This is a genomic window from Tolypothrix sp. VBCCA 56010 (assembly GCF_050875635.1).
GTDB lineage: Bacteria > Cyanobacteriota > Cyanobacteriia > Cyanobacteriales > Nostocaceae > Hassallia.
Genome location: NZ_JBPAOH010000040.1, coordinates 12,737 through 31,708 on the forward strand (window position 1 = coordinate 12,737; position 18,972 = coordinate 31,708).

Sequence of the window (18,972 nt, forward strand, 5' to 3'; positions counted from 1 at the left end):
TTTATATATTAAATGTGGGATTGATAAAAGCCGATGAGTTTTACCAATAACTTGAAAAAAAGCCTCGCCTTTATATCTTTGATATTGACATCATACAGCCTAACAGCTTGCAGCAATCAAGGAAGCCAACAACAGGTAAGTATTGATGGTGCTGCGGTAGGTTTTCCTATCTCTCTTGCAGTTGCAGAAGAATACCACAAACAAAACGATAACGCTGTAGTTAGTGTTGCTTCCAGTGGAACTGGTGGGGGTGTTAGCAAATTTTGCGCTGGAGAAATTGATATTGTTGCGGCTTCTCGTACTATTAAAGATGAAGAAGTAGCCAAATGTAAAAAGAAGAAGATTGAATTTGTAGAATTACCTATTGCGTTGGATGGAATCGCCGTAATTGTTAATCGTCAAAATGATTTTGCCAAATGTCTGACGATTGCCGAACTCAAAAAAATGTGGAGTTCTAAATCAGATGGTAAAGTATTAACTTGGAATCAAATTAATCCGAAGTTTCCCAAAGAAAAAATGAAGCTTTACGCTCCAGCTTCGGATACGGGAACATTTGATTATTTTACCCAAGCTATTACAGGTAAAGCCAAAAATAGTCGCACAGATTATACTCCCACTCAAAATCAAAATAACCTTGTTCAAGGAGTTGTAGGTGATAAATATTCTCTTGCTTATGTAGGGATTTCTTATTACATCCAAAACCAAGATAAGCTGAATCTAGTTGCTGTTGAAAGTCCTCAAGGCAAGTGTGAAAAACCTGTTCCAGTTGATAATGTAGTGAAGAATATCTATACACCTTTATCTCGTCCTCTTTTCATCTACGTAAGTAAAAAATCTCTGGATAAAAAACCATCAGTAAAACAGTTTGTCGATTTCTATCTAGAAAATTCTTGGAAATGGGTAGATAGCGTTGGTTATGTAGCGCTACCTGATGAAGCTTACATGAAGGTAAAACAAAAGTTTGCCACAGGTGAAACTGGTACTAAATTTAAAAAAGCAAAACCAGGTCAACCAATCACGAATTTCATTTAATTTTTAGTATCGGGAATTATGCAAGCTACAAATCAAGATAATTTTCACCACTCTAGAGAATCACTAGAAAAGAAAGCATCGGAAGATATCCAAGAAAAAATTGTTGCGGCAATTTTATTTTGCTGTGCTTTAATTTCCATTGTTACTACATTTGGTATTGTCTTCATTATCTTCCAGGTAACATTTGAGTTTTTTCAAGAAGTTTCTTTTGCTGATTTCTTTTTGGATACTAAATGGACTCCTTTATTTGCAGAAAGACATTTTGGCGTTTGGCCGCTGATTAATGGTACGTTATTAACTACAGCGATCGCTATGTCAGTTGCGATTCCTTTAGGTTTATGTTCTGCTATCTATTTAAGTGAATATGCACCACCAAAAGTAGCAGCAATTCTCCGTCCAGCAGTTGAACTTTTAGCAGGGATACCTACAGTTGTTTACGGCTACTTTGCACTGTTATTTGTCACCCCACTGCTCCGGAATTTTCTGCCCTTGGAAATTTTCAACGCTTTAAGTGCGGGGTTAATGATGGGAGTAATGATTACTCCCACAGTTGGTTCTATCAGCTTAGATGCTATCAAAGCAGTACCGCGTTCTTTACGCGAAGGTGCTTACGCTTTAGGTATCACTAAACTCGAATCCATTTTTAAAGTTGTTTTACCAGCAGCACTTTCTGGAATTAGCGCTTCGATTATTTTAGGGATTTCCCGTGCTGTGGGTGAAACCATGACTGTTGTTATAGCTGCCGGACAACAGCCGAAAATAACAGTTAACCTGATGGAATCAGTCGAAACGCTGACAGCATATATGGCGCAAATTTCTGGTGGAGACAGTCCGCGTGGCAGTCTTAATTTTAAAACTTTATACGCTGTAGGTGCTGTTTTGTTTATACTCACCCTGAGTTTAAATATTATTAGTTACTGGATTTCTAATCGCTTTAAAGAAAAGTACGATTAATAAACATGTCTACCACATACAGACCAAACAATCCTCTAGATCGAGAGAGAGAATTTACTGATAATGTCGAAAGTAGAGAAAGCTTAGGTAAAGTCTTTGAAATAATTTTTCTTTTGGGGTTGCTAGTTGGCTTATTTGTTCTAGCTTTGCTAATTTTTGATATCTCTAAAGATGGTTTAGTCAGGTTTTTCAGTCCAGGTTTTTTGACAGAAACTCCTTCGCGTTTTCCAGACCAAGGGGGTATTCGTCCGGCAATAATTGGTAGTATCCTTTTAGGAATTACTGTGATTTTGACTGCTGTACCAATTGGTGTAGGAGCAGCTTTATATCTGGAAGAATACGCACCAAAAACCTGGTGGACAACGATTATCGAGATTAATATAAGCAATTTGGCGGGAGTGCCTTCTATTGTCTATGGGTTGCTAGGTTTAGGAGTTTTCAATTATTTACTAGGATTTGGTCCAACTTTAATTTCTGGTGCGTTGACTTTATCTTTGCTATCTTTACCAGTAATTATTGTGACGGCAAGAGAAGCAATTCGCTCAGTTCCAGATTCTTTAAGAAATGCTTCTTACGGGTTGGGTGTAACCAAATGGCAAACTATTAGCAGTCATGTTTTGCCTTATGCCGTTCCTGGTATTCTCACAGGAGTAATTATTTCTGTATCTCGTGCTATTGGTGATGCAGCTTCTTTGATTGTGGTTGGTGCTGTTAGTTTTCTCACATTTAATCCTGGTTTATTCCAAAGATTTATGGCACTACCCATTCAAATTTTCAGTTATATTACTCGTCCCGAAGCGGGTTTTGCTAACGCTGCTGCCGCAACAATTATTACTTTGATTCTCTTGATTTTGGCTCTGAATGGAATAGCAATTTATGTGAGACAACGCTTTTCTATAGATTAATCAAGCATTTTTCCAGAGGATATAAACACAAATGCACTTACAGTACCTCTGTTTGATAACGATAGAGGTTTAAAAAGCAAATTTGGCAGTTACAGACATTAGGACAGAGAAATAATGACTTATAGCAACAATAAAAGTAGCCAGAGCAATACTACTTTCAGCCAACAAGATGAAGCCGTATTTAATGCTGAGGGTGTAAAAGTATTTTATAGCGGCTTCTTGGCACTTCAAGATGTCTACATGGATATTCCTGATAAGCAAATCATTGCTTTTATTGGACCTTCTGGCTGCGGTAAAAGTACCCTTCTACGTTGCTTTAATCGGATGAATGATTTAATCCCAGGAGCAAAAGTTGAAGGTAGACTAAATTATCGCGATCGCAATATTTACGATCCGAAAATTAATTCAGTTAAATTGCGACGACAAGTAGGAATGGTTTTCCAAAGACCAAATCCTTTTCCCAAGTCAATATACGAAAATATTGCCTTTGGACCGCGTTCTAATGGTTATAAAGGTAATATGGATGAATTAGTCGAAGATTCCCTCAGACGCGCTGCAATATGGAATGAAGTTAAAGACAAACTGAAATCAAAAGGTACAGCTTTATCTGGTGGACAACAGCAACGGTTGTGCATTGCGCGAGCGATCGCCATGAAACCAGATGTATTATTGATGGATGAACCTTGTTCTGCTCTCGACCCAATTTCTAGCCGTCAAGTTGAAGAACTCTGCTTAGAACTGAAGCAACAATACACCATCATCATGGTGACTCACAATATGCAACAAGCTTCGAGGGTAGCAGATTGGACGGCGTTTTTTAATACAGAAACCGATAAACATGGCAAACGCTACGGAAGATTAGTTGAGTTTAGTCCGACAAGGCAAATCTTTGAGTCTCCCAAAACTCAAGAAGCATCAGAATATATTAGTGGACGCTTCGGTTAAGCGATGATTTCTAGGACTTACGCACCATCTGCTGTGAAACCCGGTTTCTTCGTTCGTATTTGGTTGCGAAACAGACGATTTTTGCTAGAAACCGGGTTTCTTTGCGTAAGTCCTGATTTCTACTATGTTACTCCTGTCACGCTCGAAGATTACCTATTTAACGAACCACGAAGACACGAAGGACACGAAGGAAGAAGAAAAAGAAGATAGGTAATCTTGTAGCGGGAAGGGAGTAACTCGCAGTCAAATTTAGATGAATCTCAAAAAGCGCGATCGCGATCGCCTAAACTCTTGCAGTCAAGGCAGTTTTTTGATTGCCGCTGTGTTGGGTAATACAGGTTTTATCGGGTTGGCGATCGCACCTTTTTTAATCGATTTCGATTTTGATTTTGAACCGCAGATAAACGCCGATGGACGCGGATAAAGAAATTTATGCAAGTAACTATCTATAAATAGTTATATGCCGATGTAGTTTAAAGACTAGGTTTGGAGCTAATGTCAGCAAAGGATGACATTAGCTCTCTATTTTGGGGTTGAAAAATGGGCTTTTTCGCCCTAATGTCATGAAAACATAACTTTACGATCCCCAAATGGCTGATAAATTCGTGAAAACGACAAAAACGGGTCTTGAGACCCCTTGATCCCTATGCGGGTTTGTTAGTTAATATTCATTAACAAAGGGACTTTTCCGATCCCAAATAAATGCCGATCGCATTTGTAGGGAATTTCAAAGAAAGTAGACCTTAATTTAAAAACCGACTAAAAAAATCTCAAAACTGGGCAAAAACCACTCCTTCAGGAATAAGAAATTCATCTGGATTGGATGGCATTTATTACACCACTCTTTAGCCAGGGGAAATCATTTACCTTTTAAACTACTGGAGGTCAAAATCATGGCAAAAGAACGCCCACCGCTAGAAGAGATGACACTAAGGCAACTACGTAGAGTTGCTAGCGAATACAGTATCTCTCGCTATAGCCGGATGCGTAAATCGCAATTGCTGGCATCGATTCAAGAAGTTCAGCGCAGTAAAGTTTCGCTCACCCCATCTCGTTCACCGGAGGCACAGGAAACCGTGGAAGCAGCAAAATTTGAATTAGGTCAAATAGATCGTAATGGTGGGTCTTTGGCAGATGTTGATGAAGGACTTGCCGATTTGCCAGCTGGTTACGGAGAAAGCCGGATTGTGCTGATGCCGCGAGATCCTCAGTGGGCTTACACTTACTGGGATGTTTCCAACGAACACAAAGAAGAACTGCGTCGCCAAGGTGGACAACAATTAGCACTGCGGATTTATGATGTTACCGACATCAATATTGAATACCAAAGCCCCCACAGCATTCAAGAATATCCTTCTGATGAATTAGCGCGGGAATGGTATTTACCGGTGCCAGTGAGCGATCGCGATTATGTGCTTGATATCGGTTATCGTTGTGCTGATGGTCGCTGGTTAATATTGGCGCGATCGGCACCAGTACACATTCCTCCCGTCTATCCTTCTGACTGGATTGAAGACGTTTTCATCACAGTCAACTTTGAAGAAGATTTGGCTGGCAAAACCCAGTATGAACTGGTTCCCCCATCCAAGAAAGTTGCCGAAACAACCGCTTATGGCACTGCTTACGCTAACGGTAGCAATCCTATCTATGACCAAATCTTTGGCATGGCTGAATCTGCCGAAGCAATGCGGGTTGCTGGTTCTATATTCGGCTCGATGCATCAAACTTCCGTCCACGAACAAACCATCAGTTCCTACATATTCCCCTCTGGTGTAGGTATGTGGGCAGTTCCCACCACATCTGGTTTAACCATGTCTGGTGTAGGAATGTCCGGTGCTGGCTTCTCTGGAGACGTGCCGATGCGTCCGCGTCAGTTCTGGTTAATTGCTGATGCTGAGTTGATTGTTTACGGTGCAACCGAACCCGATGCTACTGTAACAATTGGTGGTCGTCCGATTAAGCTGAATCCAGATGGTACATTCCGCTTCCAGATGTCCTTCCAGGATGGTTTAATTGACTATCCGATTAAGGCTGTCGCTGTTGATGGTGAACAAACACGGTCAATTCAAATGAAATTTACCCGCGAGACACCATCTCGCAATACCAACACCAAAGATGAAGCTGTTGTTGAGTGGTTCTCTTAATTTTGGATTTTGGATTAACTAAAATCGACATTTAAACTTTTCCCCCGCTATGGTTATGCTGTAGCGGGGGTTTTTATATCATGTTTTTTAATCACACATATTGTAAAGACGTTCCGATGGAACGTCTCTACGACGGTTGCAATGTTTTTATTAATGTTAATTAAGGGGACATGATATCATTGCCATCCGGAAATCAGCAAAACGACGGTGTATTATTTCCTGCTTGTTAATATGTGTGAGGAGAAAAAATGCTGCTTCGTGTGTGGCGATCGCGCTTTATTATCTTTATTGTTGGATGTATCACCTTGTTAATCGCGGTAAGTTTCAGCGTGCGTGTTCTAGCTGAAAATAATTCCACCATCACTCAACATCCAGTAATTGCCGCTCAAGCACCAGATTTAGGACGACATTTCCGAGAATTTAAACTCTCAGGATCGATCTTAATTTACGACTTGAACAAGAACCGCACCTATGAACACAATCCTCAACGTAACGCGACTGCAATGACTCCCGGTTCAACGTTTAAAATTTTTAATGCAATGGTGGCATTAGAAACTGGTATCATGCCCAATGATGTCGCTGTCCTTACCTGGGATGGAATTCGCCGAGATATCGATGTTTGGAATCAGGATACGAATTTGCGTCAAGCTTTCAAAGATTCAACTGTCTGGTTTTATCAAGTTCTCGCACGTCGAGCCGGACATGAGCGGATGCAGCAATTTATCGATAAAGTAGGTTATGGCAACCGTCAGATTGGTACCGCTGAAGATATTGATCGCTTTTGGTTGCAGGGACCATTGAAAATTACACCGGCATCACAGATTGAGTTTTTGCAAAGATTATATCGAAACAAGCTGCCCTTCTCGCAACGGACAATGGATTTGGTTAAAGATATTATGGTGCGAGAACAGACTCCAGATTATACACTGCGGGGAAAAACTGGATGGTTAAACAGCACTAAACCAGAATTGGGTTGGTTTGTCGGCTATTTAGAAAAAAACAAAAATGTCTATTTCTTCGCAACAACCATTGACATGAATAAAGCAACAGACGCACCAGCCAGGATTGAAATTACACGACGCAGCCTGAAAGATTTGGGCTTGCTGTAGAACAGAAGTTTAGTTAAGAAAATTAAATTGTAGGGTGCGTTAGCTGAAAGCGTAACGCACCTTACTTAGACTGTTGATGGTGCCGTACTCTCGCAGCTAACACACCCTACACTGCTTTTACGTTTATTTACATACATTGAATTTTTCTCGCCGACTTACTTAGCGTTTGAGCGCTATGTCAAAAGCTTACTTAATATATCGATGAAAACAAGACTTTTATTCTCTATTTTTGTGGTAGCGATCGCTTTCTTATCTAGCTGTAAAAATTTGCAAGGCAATTCAACAGTTGAAGCTGAAAAAACTTGCTTTGGTGACGATGCAAAATTCAGTCTAGAATTCTTAAAAACTAATAATCAAGGTGATAAAGACTCAAAAGGTATCAATCATGTAATTATTTTTAATCCTAAATCTGAAGAATTAGATTTTAAAGTTAATGTCGGTTTAGCTCATAATCTTTACGCCAAAGATGATAAAGGTAAATTGCTAAAAGAATATATCCCTACACAGTTTCATGAAATCATCGCTAACGAAAATGCCAAATTAAACGGAAAAACACCCATTGCGGCAATTAATGCTGACTATATAGAAACGGATAATAAACCACAAGGTTTAAATATTTCTCGCGGAATAGAGTATTCCGGAATCTTTAAAAATAAACGGTCTTCTTTTGGAATCTCAGGAGGTGAACCGAAAAATCGAACGGCTACAATCCAAGCAGGAAGAAGAAAAAATGATATTCTGAATTACAATTTAGTCGGTGGTAATGGCAGATTTTATCGTCAAGGGCAGTTTAAAGATATTTGCCAAGATTTAGGAGAATTTGCTTGTAAAGAAGCTACTAATCGTTCTTTAGTAGCTACAACTAATAAAGGTTATGTAATTCTGTTGGTTAATGACTCGAAAGCTAATTCAGATATTAGTTTATCTGAAGTTAATCAAGAATTGCTTCCAGATAATTTTGATGATGTTCTTGAGGGAATTGCCAAAAATAATTGTTTAGGTAAAATTAAAGAAGGAATGTTATTTGATGGCGGGATGTCTCCAGGGTTGTATTACAATAACAAAATATATGTAGAAAATGCAGGACCTATAGGTTCAGTATTTTTAATTTATAAAAAATAAAGCGATCGCCTAGCTTATCTGCATAACTGTCTTTAGCAACCTTTTTACTTTTATGATTATGACGACTTATGGAGATACTTAGTTTCACTGGTTTTATTAGAGATATTGTTTATACACCTGTTCTCATACCTAAAATTAAGATTTATGACATAATTAGTTTTAATATTAATCATGTTAAACCATTTGGAATAATAACTTTAGATTCTTGGCAAAATAATATTGCATTTTCTCAATGATGTCAAACATTTAATAATTACGAATAATAATCAGTGATATGGAATTTTGTATAAATAATATTGAGCGAATGCTCAAATTTTATCAAACAAAAGTTATTTTTCCAATAATTACTCTTGGATTAGTCCAAGCTTATTATGAAACAAAACAATATCAATTTTCCGATAAATAAATTAGGATTTGTTATGTAAAAGCTGTAAAATATATGCAAGCTTACTTACAACATAATTTACATATTGGAGGAAAGTATTACGATGCTTATCCTTCTCGAAATTTACCAAAGTATGGTGTAGTCAAAGCAATTGATAATAAATGTTATGAGCTACTCCCACCATATAGCACAAATGCTGAGATACTTATCTCTTGGATTCCCGAAAGAATCAATCAGTATATTACCGATAAATTAGGTTTGATTCCTCAACTGCTAAACTATGAGTACAGACATGAGTTAGCTGTAAATCAAATTGATTTTCTTAACTTAATTAAAGTTCAAATCGAAATAAATCCCACAAATTTTTAAATATTTAGTTTCGCCATAATCAAAGTTCATCTAGAAAAGTTTGCTTGTAAAATTTACCGCGATACTCGCAATAAATGCAAACGATGGAGGGATAGATATTTCTACAAATTTTGGCGTTGTTTACCAAATAAAAAAACTTAAGGTATACAGTTATGATACTGGTGATAACATTTATGAAGAATTAAAGATGAATTTTAAGAAAGAAAGATTGAGTGATGGAAACGTAATTTTGATAATTGATGATATTTCTAAAGAAATTAAAAATTATTTAATTAATATGAAAGTCCAATCAATTAATAAAAATGAAATTTTAAAATTAGCAGAGCAATTTGAAGATGTAGAGGATAGAGAAAAAGTTTTAAGAATTGCTTACGAAGAGTTTGAAAGAGAGTATCTAAGCAATATAAAATGAATTATACAATTTATGGAATAAATTATAATTTTCAGATAATTATAGAGAAGGCTTTTAGCCCATCCGAAGATTTAAAAATGTTTTCGTTTTACATAAATGCTGCTAAAGGCAAAGAATTATTAATCAAAAACTACTCTTGTTCTTTGCCAAAAGATAAACAGAAAAAATTCGAGCAATTGGCATTGGAAGATATACAATCATATGCATCCAATAACTCATGACTTACTCAATACAATAAAAGAGCAGAATATTAGTATTGAGGATTTTTGATGCTAAAAGTCTTTGTTTACGGCACGCTTAAACCAGGTGAAGCAAATTATCAAAGATACTGTGCGCTTCAAGTGGTAGATGCAAAGAAGGCTTACACTTTTGGTCAATTGTTTGCTTTACCGATGGGCTACCCTGCTATGACGCTAGGAGATAATCTCGTCTACGGATATTTACTGACATTTGTTGATGCAAAGGTTTTAAATAACCTAGATATCCTAGAAGATTACCAGCCCTCCAGACAAAGAACTGAAAACCTTTATAATCGACAAGAAGTTGAAATATACGATCTAGAAGGGCGATCGCTTGCTATTGCCTGGGTCTATTTAATGACACCGCAGCAAATTTGTCAACTAAAAGGCAGCCGACTACAGCACGATGGCTGGTGGAGTGGCTGCGGCTTAACAGTTGGCATTATAAAGAGCGGAGTTAACAGTTAACTCCAGAATTAATTTAGTTCCTGTTCAGTCTTTTCTGGTTGAGGTGCAACCCGATCGACTGAATTTTTCGGAGAGGATTCTGCTGTTTTGGGAATGGGGAAGACAGGAGTATTAATAGCAACCATCAGTGGCGAAGCGGCAACAGGCGAAGGCGTCTGTTGTGTCGGTTCGATTGAAGGTTTTAGAGCCATTTGAGTTATACTGGAATCTCCACCTAGCCAGCCAGAAACCGCACTAATGACGCAAGCGGCGACGGCAGTACCTCCACATACCCAGGCTAGCCGGGAACGCCGACGTAAAGAAGCCATTACTTGCTGGACAGTTTCTTCTATTGGCTGTAGTGGCTGTGGTACGGGAAGATTCCGCACGCCTTGCCGTAGCTTTAACAGTCGGGCATACAATACTTGTACTGAGGCATCGTTTGCCAACCATTGTTCAACTTGCTTGCGTTCGGCAGCTGTCACCTCACCATCGAGGTAAGCACTTAATAACTCGAAGCGATCGCGCTTCACCATATCCATAGCACCCGTAGATTCATTGGTTTGTTTAACTCCCTGTATTTGCAAATCTTTATTAGCTTGCAAATCAAAGCGATCGGAAAACTGAGAATCAGTAGTCATCTTAACATTATTACCAATTCCAACACGGGTTAAACGAGCGGACAGGAATGAGAAATTAATCAATTTTTCTCCTGGCGGCAGAAGCACTCTACAATTATCTTAAATTTTATGGAAATCAACCCTTAAATTCTGCCATTGTAGCAGAGGCTGGATAGATAGTGTTAGTTACGAGTCTAAATAATTCTGCAATTGAGTTTGCAATCTGGATCTAGCTCTAGCTATTCTCGATTTAACGGTTCCCAAAGAAACACCAGTGATTTCGGCAATTTCTTCGTATGCCATTCCTTCGATTTCTCTCAGAACAATTGTAGTACGGAATACTTCAGGTAAATCGGCGATCGCGGAGCGCAGTTGCTCGTAAAATTCTCTCGTTGTTAGCTCTTCTTCAGGTCCTGGGGTATCTCCAGCTATTTCCCAATCCATCTCGCCATCCTCTACCGCACGGGGAGCATCAAGCGACAACGGACTAACAACCCGCTTGCGTTTGCGTAACTCATCGTAAAACAAGTTCGTGGCAATACGGCTCAACCAGCCCCGGAATTTAGCTGGCTCTTGCAATCGGTTAACATTCCGATATACTCGAATCCAAACTTCCTGAGCCAAATCAGCTCTGTCAGCCCAATCAGGAGCGAGGTGATATAAAACCCGATCAACTTGAGTCTGAAAGCGGCGCATAAGTTCCGCAAACGCAACACGATCTGGGCGCAGTCCAGTTTGACAGCGCAAAATTAAATCGTGATTAGAGAGCTTGTCAACTTGCACTGAGGTTTCTGGAAGCCTCACATCAACCGTTGACCAGGATACAGGAATCGATTGACTCATAGAACGCACTGACTTTAGAACATTCCTATCTATTAGACCTGCTAATCAGTAAGAAGTTCCTTTGGTGAGTGACGGATTTATGACTGGAACAATAGTAAACTATTATGAACACGCAATGCTAATCGAAGCCATTTTTTGTCACTTTTAATCAAAAATGCTGCTGAATATTTATTTGGTTGTATACACTCTGGGACTTATTTGGTGGATAATTACTTGGAAACAACTAACTGTAAGATAATTAAGGAAGTTATTTCCATTAAAAAATTAGTTATAAATTGGATAATCTCTTATATGGCAAAGGTTTTCGGTAATTTAAATTCTTAATATCTTATCTTTTTCTAGATAGCAAAAAAATATTTAGATATGTTTTTTGGCTATCTAGAAAGCATGGCTATATTGATGACAAAATCAAATGATAATTATTGTTGTTCTCGCTGGGATAGCCGCTTTTTTATCTGTTACCTTTCAGTGGCGAGTTGCACAGCAATGTTACTTAGCAATGTGCAATATTACAAACTGACCATCTACGGTTGACAATTTAGTAGAAAAGTTTCAAGAAAAAGAGGGCGGATTGTCTTCAGGTATGAGAACTTCGCTTATTTTCCGCCCTTGTCGCAAAGTGTCCAAAAGACAAGAAGGCATTTTCTATTCTCTCCTATTTTATCTTTTTTGTGTGCTTATTGTTTCTTTATCTTGCCATTTTCAACTGCTGTAGCTACCATGACTGTTATTTTTTCAGCTTCATTGCCAAAATCGTTAGTGGAGTTTGTGTATGTACGTGATAACTAGTATCAGCATTACTTTGATCGGGTACGCGAACTTGTAAAAAGAAATTAAGGGAAAATGTAATTGTGACCGCTAGCAATAATTTTTCAAACATGATTTTTCTCTCACCCACACCATTAATGATTGATTGCTATAGTTCCAGAGTTCCTGAAAACGAGGTTTTTCACCAAAGTTTTTCTGCTGGAATAACTCGCATAGACTTAGTTTGCCCACTGGTGTTGGGATATTCATAAGGAAACGGATAATTATTTGTGAATTTTTCATAACTGTTCGTACAGAAACAATAAACGCGATGACGATGGGAAGAAATGAATCTGTAGCTCGTATAGTCATGTTGCTCTGTTTTGGCACAGCAATTTTATCTCTGGCTGTGCATTGGCACATGATTGCAGGAAAACGGCAATTTGAGGAGTCAGCCTCTACTAGGTTGCGGCGAGATGCGACAATGGCTTCAGGAGCAGTGAGTGCGTCTGCGTTGTCTTCAATGCCTGCTGCTAAGTCGGGAAAAGTGGAAAAAAATGTAACTAGGGAAGCACAGTTAGCAAAAAATAATTGGTTGGTGGTAGACCAAGCAAAAAAGCCAAAGTTTTTTTTAGCGCAAATCGCTCAACCAAAATCAGTTAATAGCGTGGCTGGCAAATCGCAAGTAGTGGTAGATTTAAGCGATCGCCGCACTTATGTTTATGCTCAAGATGAAGTGATAGCCAGCTACCCAATTGCTGTTGGTAAAAAGGGTTGGGAAACACCCACAGGTTCTTTCCAAGTGATGCACATGCAATACTATCCGGCGTGGCGTCACCCGATTACAGGCAAAGTGTTTGCGGCAGGTACTGATAGCCCTTTGGGAGATAGATGGATTGGTTTTTGGTCAGATGGACGCAATCAAATTGGTTTTCACGGCACACCAGATGTTGAGGTGATAGGAACTGCTATATCTCACGGCTGCTTAAGAATGCGTAATCCTGATGTGCGAATGCTATACAAGCAGGTGGGTTTGGGGACAACTGTGATAGTACGCGAATAAAGGCGCGAAGGCGCGGTAGAGACGTTCGGTGTGGAACGTCTGTACGGTCGGTGCGGAGTTAGGAGTCAAGAGTCAAGAATCAAGAGTCAAGAGCTAATGGACTGTTGACTTTGGATTATTGACTATTATTTTTGTTCAAAGTTAGGCGCACATGCCTGAAGTAAAGTACTGACTTGTTGAAGAATGTCATTACCAGTATTTTTGTTTATGGCTTGCCGTTCTGGGAAGAAATTCGGTCGATCCAAATAACGGGAAATCGCCTCATTTATTTGCTGGGCGATTAATTGCTGAAGTTCTGCGTGAGCGCGTATGCGCTGATAGCTAGCACCTTCTTCTGTGGTTGCATACAGGGGAGGAAGACGGTTGAGGGCATAAGCGGCAATATCTCCGACATCAAGAGAACTTTCGCTAGTAGCTTCAATTTCTGCTATTCTGGCGATCGCCTCGGTCAGTACCAATTCTTCCATAACATTAATGAATTCTTTGCGAGGTACCGCCTCTACCTCACCAGTCAATAGCGCTCCCATTAGCTTATCTAATGCCATGTACTCTTCAATTGAAAGTTCGCTGGCGTTATCACAGATTCGCCCGACTTCTGCTTCCATTGCTGGTGTGAGATAACCATCCTGGAGAGACTGTTCCACAATTTTTTCGATAGTACTCATAAGGCTCATTTTTTTTACGCCACCAAGCAAGGTAGGAACGGTAGCAAATCAATCAATTTTATTTTGCCTAATTGTTGGCAAAATGCAAACAAATTACATAAATATATTAAGTAAAGACATGCGCGATCGCCAGTTGGGTGCGTCCTACCGCCAAAAAGCGGTAAAACGGACGATGACGATCGCGTTTGGGCTATTGAACTCCAGGAGTTCGCCAGGGTGTTGGGTCAACAGATTGCCCGTTGACATATAATCCCCAGTGTAAATGTGGACCTGTGGCAGCGCCTGTTGATCCGACTGCGCCAATGACTTGACCAGGTTGCACCATATCGCCTTCTTTAACATTGATTCGACTCAGGTGCATAAAAATGCTGGTCACTCCTTGACCGTGGTCAATCCCCACTACGTTACCGTGAATCCGGAAACCTTGGGATACTCTACCAACTAAAGCGACTCGTCCAGCGGCTGGGGCAACGACGGGCGAACCGGCTGCACCAGCGTAGTCAACGCCACGATGGTAATAGTCTTTTGCAAATTTACCATTATAGTAGCGACGTACACCATAAATTGTAGAAATTCTTCCGGCGTTTGGTTTGATAAAAGCACCATTCCAATATTTTTCTGGTGTCATTAATGCTTTAAAAGCCGCTACTCGCTTGAGTTCGTATTCTGTGGCATCGATTCCGGCTTTTCCAGGTGGTAGATTAATTCGTTGTACGGGAAATTTGCGATCGCCCACCGGCACAGATAAGTTTTGCACGCTTCCATCCCCGGAAACCCTAAGTGTTCTATTTCCCGCGCTTTCTAATGGTGTTGTCGGCACAAAAGCCCGATATTGATTGGGAGCAATTTCAAATGCTGGGTAAGTTTTTTCTCCACTCGTTACCGTGGGATTACTACCATTAGCCGGATTATCTAAATTAATTATTACTGATAAAGTATCCCCTAAATCGGGTTGACTCGGTGTAACTTTTACTTGCAGGGCATTTACAGGTAATGCCACCACGGGGAAAGCAGCAAACATCCCCATTAATAAACCTGCTGCACGGCGATAGGCTTTTAAGCTTTTGAGAGAAAAACAGAGCAAGTTATTTTGAGAATTACTGGGGCGATCGGCGATAGTCATATTACACAAAAAATCTTAAGCTTTCTGTTGAACAACAGACTAGCCTATTATCTGTAGTGTTTCCAACTCAAGCAGATATTTTTGCATAAGTTGTCCGAAAAAAATTAATAAACTTTTTATGTGTATGAATTTTCTACTTCAAACTAGAAAATGGCTATCTTTAAGCTTGGTAATTACTGCGATTTCAATCACACTGCAACTTTCCACTGTGCAGGCTTTACCAATTGACTACGGTTTCAAGCTGATGCTTTCGGAAACTGGTGTGCAAGTTTACAAAAAAGATGACGCAAAGGGAAATACAGATTATGTTACCGTTGTCAACTTAAAAAAGGGGACTATACGCAATTTAATCGGTACTGAGGGTACTCCTAACGGTACTGTTAAGAAAAAATTAGCAAGGGAATTTTGGCAAGATGCTGTAACACAAAATACTTCAAGGCGAAAGGTAATGGTTGTTGTTAATGCTTCCTTTTTTTCGACGAATGACGATCCAACGGGTATTGCCTTCGGTTTGAAGCTTGGTGGTAGGACGATTAGCTATGGTTATGCGATCGCTAAAGAATATCCCGGACAGATTCGCACGTTTTCTTTCAACCCCGACCAAGGAATTGCTAATATTCAAAGTTACGCAAAAGAGACTTTCGATTCAATGCCAGAGGTTGTAGGTGGACTTGATGCAGTAGCAGATAAGTCTGCTTTCAGTTATTTACCAAGAACGTTTGTTGGGGTGCGCGATCTGGACGGCAATGGTACAAAAGATGTAATTTTTTATTCGAGTAGTTATGCGCGTCAAATTGATGCATCCGATGTTCTCAGGGGGTTTGGTGCAAGTGCAACAGCGATGCTTGACGGTGGTGGAAGCACATTTTTGATTGTAAAGGGAAATTCTTTGATTACGAGGGAGCGTAAAGTACCGCACGCGATCGCAGTTTATGCGGGAAAATAGAAAGTGGGGAGTAGGGAGTAGGGAGTTCTCTGCATACAGCTAGCGGTAAGAAAATGGCGTTGCTGTCTAATTTTTAAGCCTTTATTGTTTTTTCTTGTCACATTAGTTTACCAGATAATGTGAAGAGAGGAAAGCGATCGCTTAATTAATTCAAGCTGATGTAAACAATGTCTTCAACATCGGTCGATAAGTAGTTTTCTCGTTACAAGGCTCTGACTTGTAATGCATTTTAAGAGGCTCTGCCTCCCGTCAAGAGGCAGAGCCTCCCTTAAGCATTCCCACGCAGAGCGTGGAAACGAGAGATAAGGTTAGTTGTCATACAATGCGTGGATTTTGGATTAATCAATATTCACCCCTTTCCTCAAATTTTGTAATCCCTTCAGTCTTGACCTGGCTTTAGATATGTAAAACTTTGTATGCTGAATTAATAGGTCTTAATAGTTCTTTTTAAAAGTGCAAGAAGATTTTAGATTAATAGTTGACTTAGTGTCAGTTTTCGGCGTTGCGGCTTGTGGGGGATTGTTGGCAGCGCTGTTGGGACAACCGGTGTTATTAGGGTATCTCATCGGCGGGATGGTCGTCGGACCAACCGGACTGGGACTGATAAAAGAAGTTATTCAAGTAGAAACTCTGGCACAGTTCGGTGTTGCCTTTTTGTTATTTGCTTTGGGGGTAGAGTTTTCTTTAGCGGAACTGAAAAAAGTTCGGGCGATCGCTCTTGGAGGAGGCACCGCGCAAATTACTCTGACAATTATCGTCACGGTTTTAGTATGTGGCGTCACAGGTGCTTGGGGAGTCTTACCTGCTAAAGGCGTGTTTTTGGGAGCAATTCTTTCTTTGTCTTCTACCGCAGTTGTCCTCAAGTGCTTGATGGAACGCAACGAAACGGAAACGCCCCACGGACAAGTGATGCTGGGTATTTTGGTAGTCCAAGACTTGGCGCTGGGACTAATGATAGCAGTTTTACCAGCCCTCGATCAACCACCAGAATTTATTGGTATAGCAGTATTAACAGCGTTAGCGCGGATTAGCTTATTTGCTGGTGCTGCGATCGCGGCGGGGATTTGGTTGATACCGCCTTTGTTGCGACTGCTTGCCCGTACCGAAAGCCGAGAGCTATTTTTATTAGGAGTGGTGGCACTGTGTTTGGGTATCGCCCTGCTGACAGAACATATGGGGCTTTCGATTGAGATGGGGGCGTTTGTCGCCGGCTTGATGATTTCTGAGGTGGAATACGCCGATCAAACTTTAACTTATGTAGAACCGCTACGGGATATCTTTGCTAGTTTGTTCTTTGCTTCAATTGGGATGTTAATCGACCCGGTGTTTTTATGGAACAATCTAGAATTGATTTTGGGATTGGTAGCGCTGGTATTTGTCGGTAAATTTTTGATTATTACGCCTTTGGTGATGCTGTTTCGCTATCCGTTAAAAACGGCGTTAATCGTTGGCTTGGGACTGGCGCAAATTGGGGAATTTTCCTTTGTGCTTGCTAGTGAAGGGCAAGCGCTGGGGTTGGTATCACGGCAGATATATTTACTGATTTTGGGAACGACAGCGGTAACATTAGTACTTACGCCTTTTGTGCTGCGATTAGTGCCGTTTTTATTCAACTTTGCCGAATCAATGCCTTGGCTGAAACCGTATTTAGACGGAGAAGGTCAACCGCTGGATGTGTCAGATGAGCTACCGATAAAAGACCATGTGGTAGTCTGCGGTTATGGGCGAGTGGGCAGAAATTTGGTGAAGTTGTTGCAGCAACACGATTTGCCTGTGGTGGTAATAGACCAATCAGAAAGTAGAATTCAGCAGTTGCGGGAAGCGGGTGTGCCTTATGTGTATGGTAATTGCGTGAGTTTTCACGTTTTAGAAACGGCGGGAGTAAATAGTGCTAAGGGAATGGCGATCGCACTTCCTGACCCAATGAGTACTCGTCTTTGTTTAAAACGCGCTTTGGAATTATCCCCAGAATTAAATTTGGTTGTTCGCGCTACCAAAGATAAAGATATTGAGGTGCTTTACCAACTCGGTGCCAGAGAAGTTGTCCAACCAGAGTTTGAAGCAAGTTTGGAAATGGCAACTTATTTATTAACAGGCTTAATGTCACCAACTGTCGTACAGCGAGAAATGCAGGAAATTCGCGAACGTCATTATTTAGATTTGCGACCCGAACAGTCAGCATCTGAAGTACAGCGCGATTTACAGCAAGCAACTCAAGATTTAAATCGCCGGTGGTATAGTTTACCATCAGCTTCGCCCTTGGTCGGTATGACTTTAGAAGAAGCGGATATGCGCTATTTAACCGGAGTGAGTTTGATGGCAATTCGCCGCGCCAACGGTGAAGAAATAGATTATCCGCCAACTAATACAATATTGGCAGAAGGCGATCGCCTTTTAATAGTTGGTGCAGATGAAGAATTCGCAGCTTTAGATGAATTCGCCAAAGGTAAAGCTACTGTTCCCGGAGAAAATAGCGCTTGTCAGTGGATAAGTCTCAACGCCGATTCTCCATTTCTCGGTAAAACTTTGGTTAATCTGGATATTCGCCGCGAATACGGCGTACAAGTGCAAGCGATGCGGCGAGATGGCAAATTTATCCGCTTTCCTGATGGAAACATGGACTTGCGAACTCACGACCAAGTGCTTTTGTGCGGTAGTTTAGCGAATTTAAATCAACTACAACACTTGCTGGCACCAGGAAAACCAGTAACGCTGTCTATCCCAATTGTCAAAGCCGGTGAAGCCGAAGCACTCAAAGAGTTTTTACCGATGGATAATTGGCGAGAATAGCACAAATACACACAATAAGCGCAAGATGTAGGGTGCGTTATACGTTAACGCACCCTACGGAAGACTACTTGATATTACATCAAAAAGCGATCGCCTCGCTAGCACCCGAAAC

18 protein-coding genes are annotated in these 18,972 nt (G+C 40.4%); 14 read left to right on the plus strand and 4 right to left on the minus strand.

From position 1 onward, the window contains the following. Positions 1-33 precede the first annotated feature (33 nt). From AABK37_RS15825 to AABK37_RS15875, 11 genes are all read left to right on the plus strand, one after another. Positions 34-1,032, plus strand: a complete 999-nt coding sequence (locus AABK37_RS15825; protein WP_432552515.1) for a PstS family phosphate ABC transporter substrate-binding protein — start codon at positions 34-36, stop codon at positions 1,030-1,032. Between the two features lie 18 nt (positions 1,033-1,050). Then, positions 1,051-1,986 (plus strand): phosphate ABC transporter permease subunit PstC, encoded by a 936-nt coding sequence (gene pstC / locus AABK37_RS15830; RefSeq protein WP_432552516.1) that lies wholly within the window; start codon positions 1,051-1,053, stop codon positions 1,984-1,986. Positions 1,987-1,991: 5 nt separating this feature from the next. Beyond that, positions 1,992-2,891: a phosphate ABC transporter permease PstA gene (pstA, locus tag AABK37_RS15835; protein ID WP_432552517.1), complete on the plus strand. Its 900-nt coding sequence runs from the start codon at positions 1,992-1,994 to the stop codon at positions 2,889-2,891. A 114-nt stretch (positions 2,892-3,005) separates the two neighbouring features. After that, positions 3,006-3,836, plus strand: a complete 831-nt coding sequence (gene pstB / locus AABK37_RS15840; RefSeq protein ID WP_432552518.1) for a phosphate ABC transporter ATP-binding protein PstB — start codon at positions 3,006-3,008, stop codon at positions 3,834-3,836. A gap of 253 nt (positions 3,837-4,089) precedes the next feature. Continuing rightward, positions 4,090-4,260, plus strand: coding sequence for a hypothetical protein (locus tag AABK37_RS15845; RefSeq protein WP_432552551.1), 171 nt, complete (start codon positions 4,090-4,092; stop codon positions 4,258-4,260). Positions 4,261-4,729: 469 nt separating this feature from the next. Beyond that, positions 4,730-5,980, plus strand: coding sequence for a DUF4912 domain-containing protein (locus AABK37_RS15850; RefSeq protein WP_432552519.1), 1,251 nt, complete (start codon positions 4,730-4,732; stop codon positions 5,978-5,980). Positions 5,981-6,228: 248 nt separating this feature from the next. Further along, a complete protein-coding gene (gene blaOXA / locus AABK37_RS15855) occupies positions 6,229-7,089 on the plus strand; it encodes a class D beta-lactamase (RefSeq protein WP_432552520.1) in 861 nt (286 codons plus the stop codon). Positions 7,090-7,290: 201 nt separating this feature from the next. Further along, positions 7,291-8,211 carry a phosphodiester glycosidase family protein gene (locus tag AABK37_RS15860; protein WP_432552521.1) on the plus strand — a complete coding sequence of 307 codons (921 nt, stop codon included), beginning with the start codon at positions 7,291-7,293 and terminating at the stop codon, positions 8,209-8,211. A 439-nt stretch (positions 8,212-8,650) separates the two neighbouring features. After that, positions 8,651-8,965 (plus strand): hypothetical protein, encoded by a 315-nt coding sequence (locus tag AABK37_RS15865; protein ID WP_432552522.1) that lies wholly within the window; start codon positions 8,651-8,653, stop codon positions 8,963-8,965. A gap of 40 nt (positions 8,966-9,005) precedes the next feature. Then, positions 9,006-9,377 (plus strand): hypothetical protein, encoded by a 372-nt coding sequence (locus tag AABK37_RS15870; RefSeq protein WP_432552523.1) that lies wholly within the window; start codon positions 9,006-9,008, stop codon positions 9,375-9,377. Positions 9,378-9,646: 269 nt separating this feature from the next. Continuing rightward, entirely contained in the window at positions 9,647-10,084 is a 438-nt protein-coding gene (locus AABK37_RS15875; RefSeq protein WP_432552524.1) for a gamma-glutamylcyclotransferase family protein, read from the plus strand. Positions 10,085-10,092: 8 nt separating this feature from the next. On the opposite strand, the gene AABK37_RS15880 is transcribed toward AABK37_RS15875, so the two are convergent. Beyond that, entirely contained in the window at positions 10,093-10,704 is a 612-nt protein-coding gene (locus tag AABK37_RS15880) for an anti-sigma factor family protein (protein ID WP_432552525.1), read from the minus strand. Positions 10,705-10,869: 165 nt separating this feature from the next. Next, positions 10,870-11,526, minus strand: coding sequence for a sigma-70 family RNA polymerase sigma factor (locus tag AABK37_RS15885; RefSeq protein ID WP_432552526.1), 657 nt, complete (start codon positions 11,524-11,526; stop codon positions 10,870-10,872). Positions 11,527-12,604: 1,078 nt separating this feature from the next. Between AABK37_RS15885 and AABK37_RS15890 the strand changes: the two genes are divergently transcribed. Beyond that, positions 12,605-13,336 (plus strand): L,D-transpeptidase, encoded by a 732-nt coding sequence (locus tag AABK37_RS15890; RefSeq protein WP_432552527.1) that lies wholly within the window; start codon positions 12,605-12,607, stop codon positions 13,334-13,336. 125 nt (positions 13,337-13,461) lie between these two features. On the opposite strand, the gene AABK37_RS15895 is transcribed toward AABK37_RS15890, so the two are convergent. Continuing rightward, positions 13,462-14,010: a late competence development ComFB family protein gene (locus AABK37_RS15895; protein ID WP_432552528.1), complete on the minus strand. Its 549-nt coding sequence runs from the start codon at positions 14,008-14,010 to the stop codon at positions 13,462-13,464. Between the two features lie 181 nt (positions 14,011-14,191). Beyond that, positions 14,192-15,124 (minus strand): M23 family metallopeptidase, encoded by a 933-nt coding sequence (locus tag AABK37_RS15900; protein ID WP_432552549.1) that lies wholly within the window; start codon positions 15,122-15,124, stop codon positions 14,192-14,194. Positions 15,125-15,248: 124 nt separating this feature from the next. On the opposite strand from AABK37_RS15900, the gene AABK37_RS15905 reads away from it, so the two are divergent. Next, positions 15,249-16,070 carry a phosphodiester glycosidase family protein gene (locus AABK37_RS15905; RefSeq protein ID WP_432552529.1) on the plus strand — a complete coding sequence of 274 codons (822 nt, stop codon included), beginning with the start codon at positions 15,249-15,251 and terminating at the stop codon, positions 16,068-16,070. A 453-nt stretch (positions 16,071-16,523) separates the two neighbouring features. Further along, entirely contained in the window at positions 16,524-18,860 is a 2,337-nt protein-coding gene (locus tag AABK37_RS15910) for a cation:proton antiporter domain-containing protein (protein WP_432552530.1), read from the plus strand. The last annotated feature ends 112 nt before the right edge of the window (positions 18,861-18,972 follow it).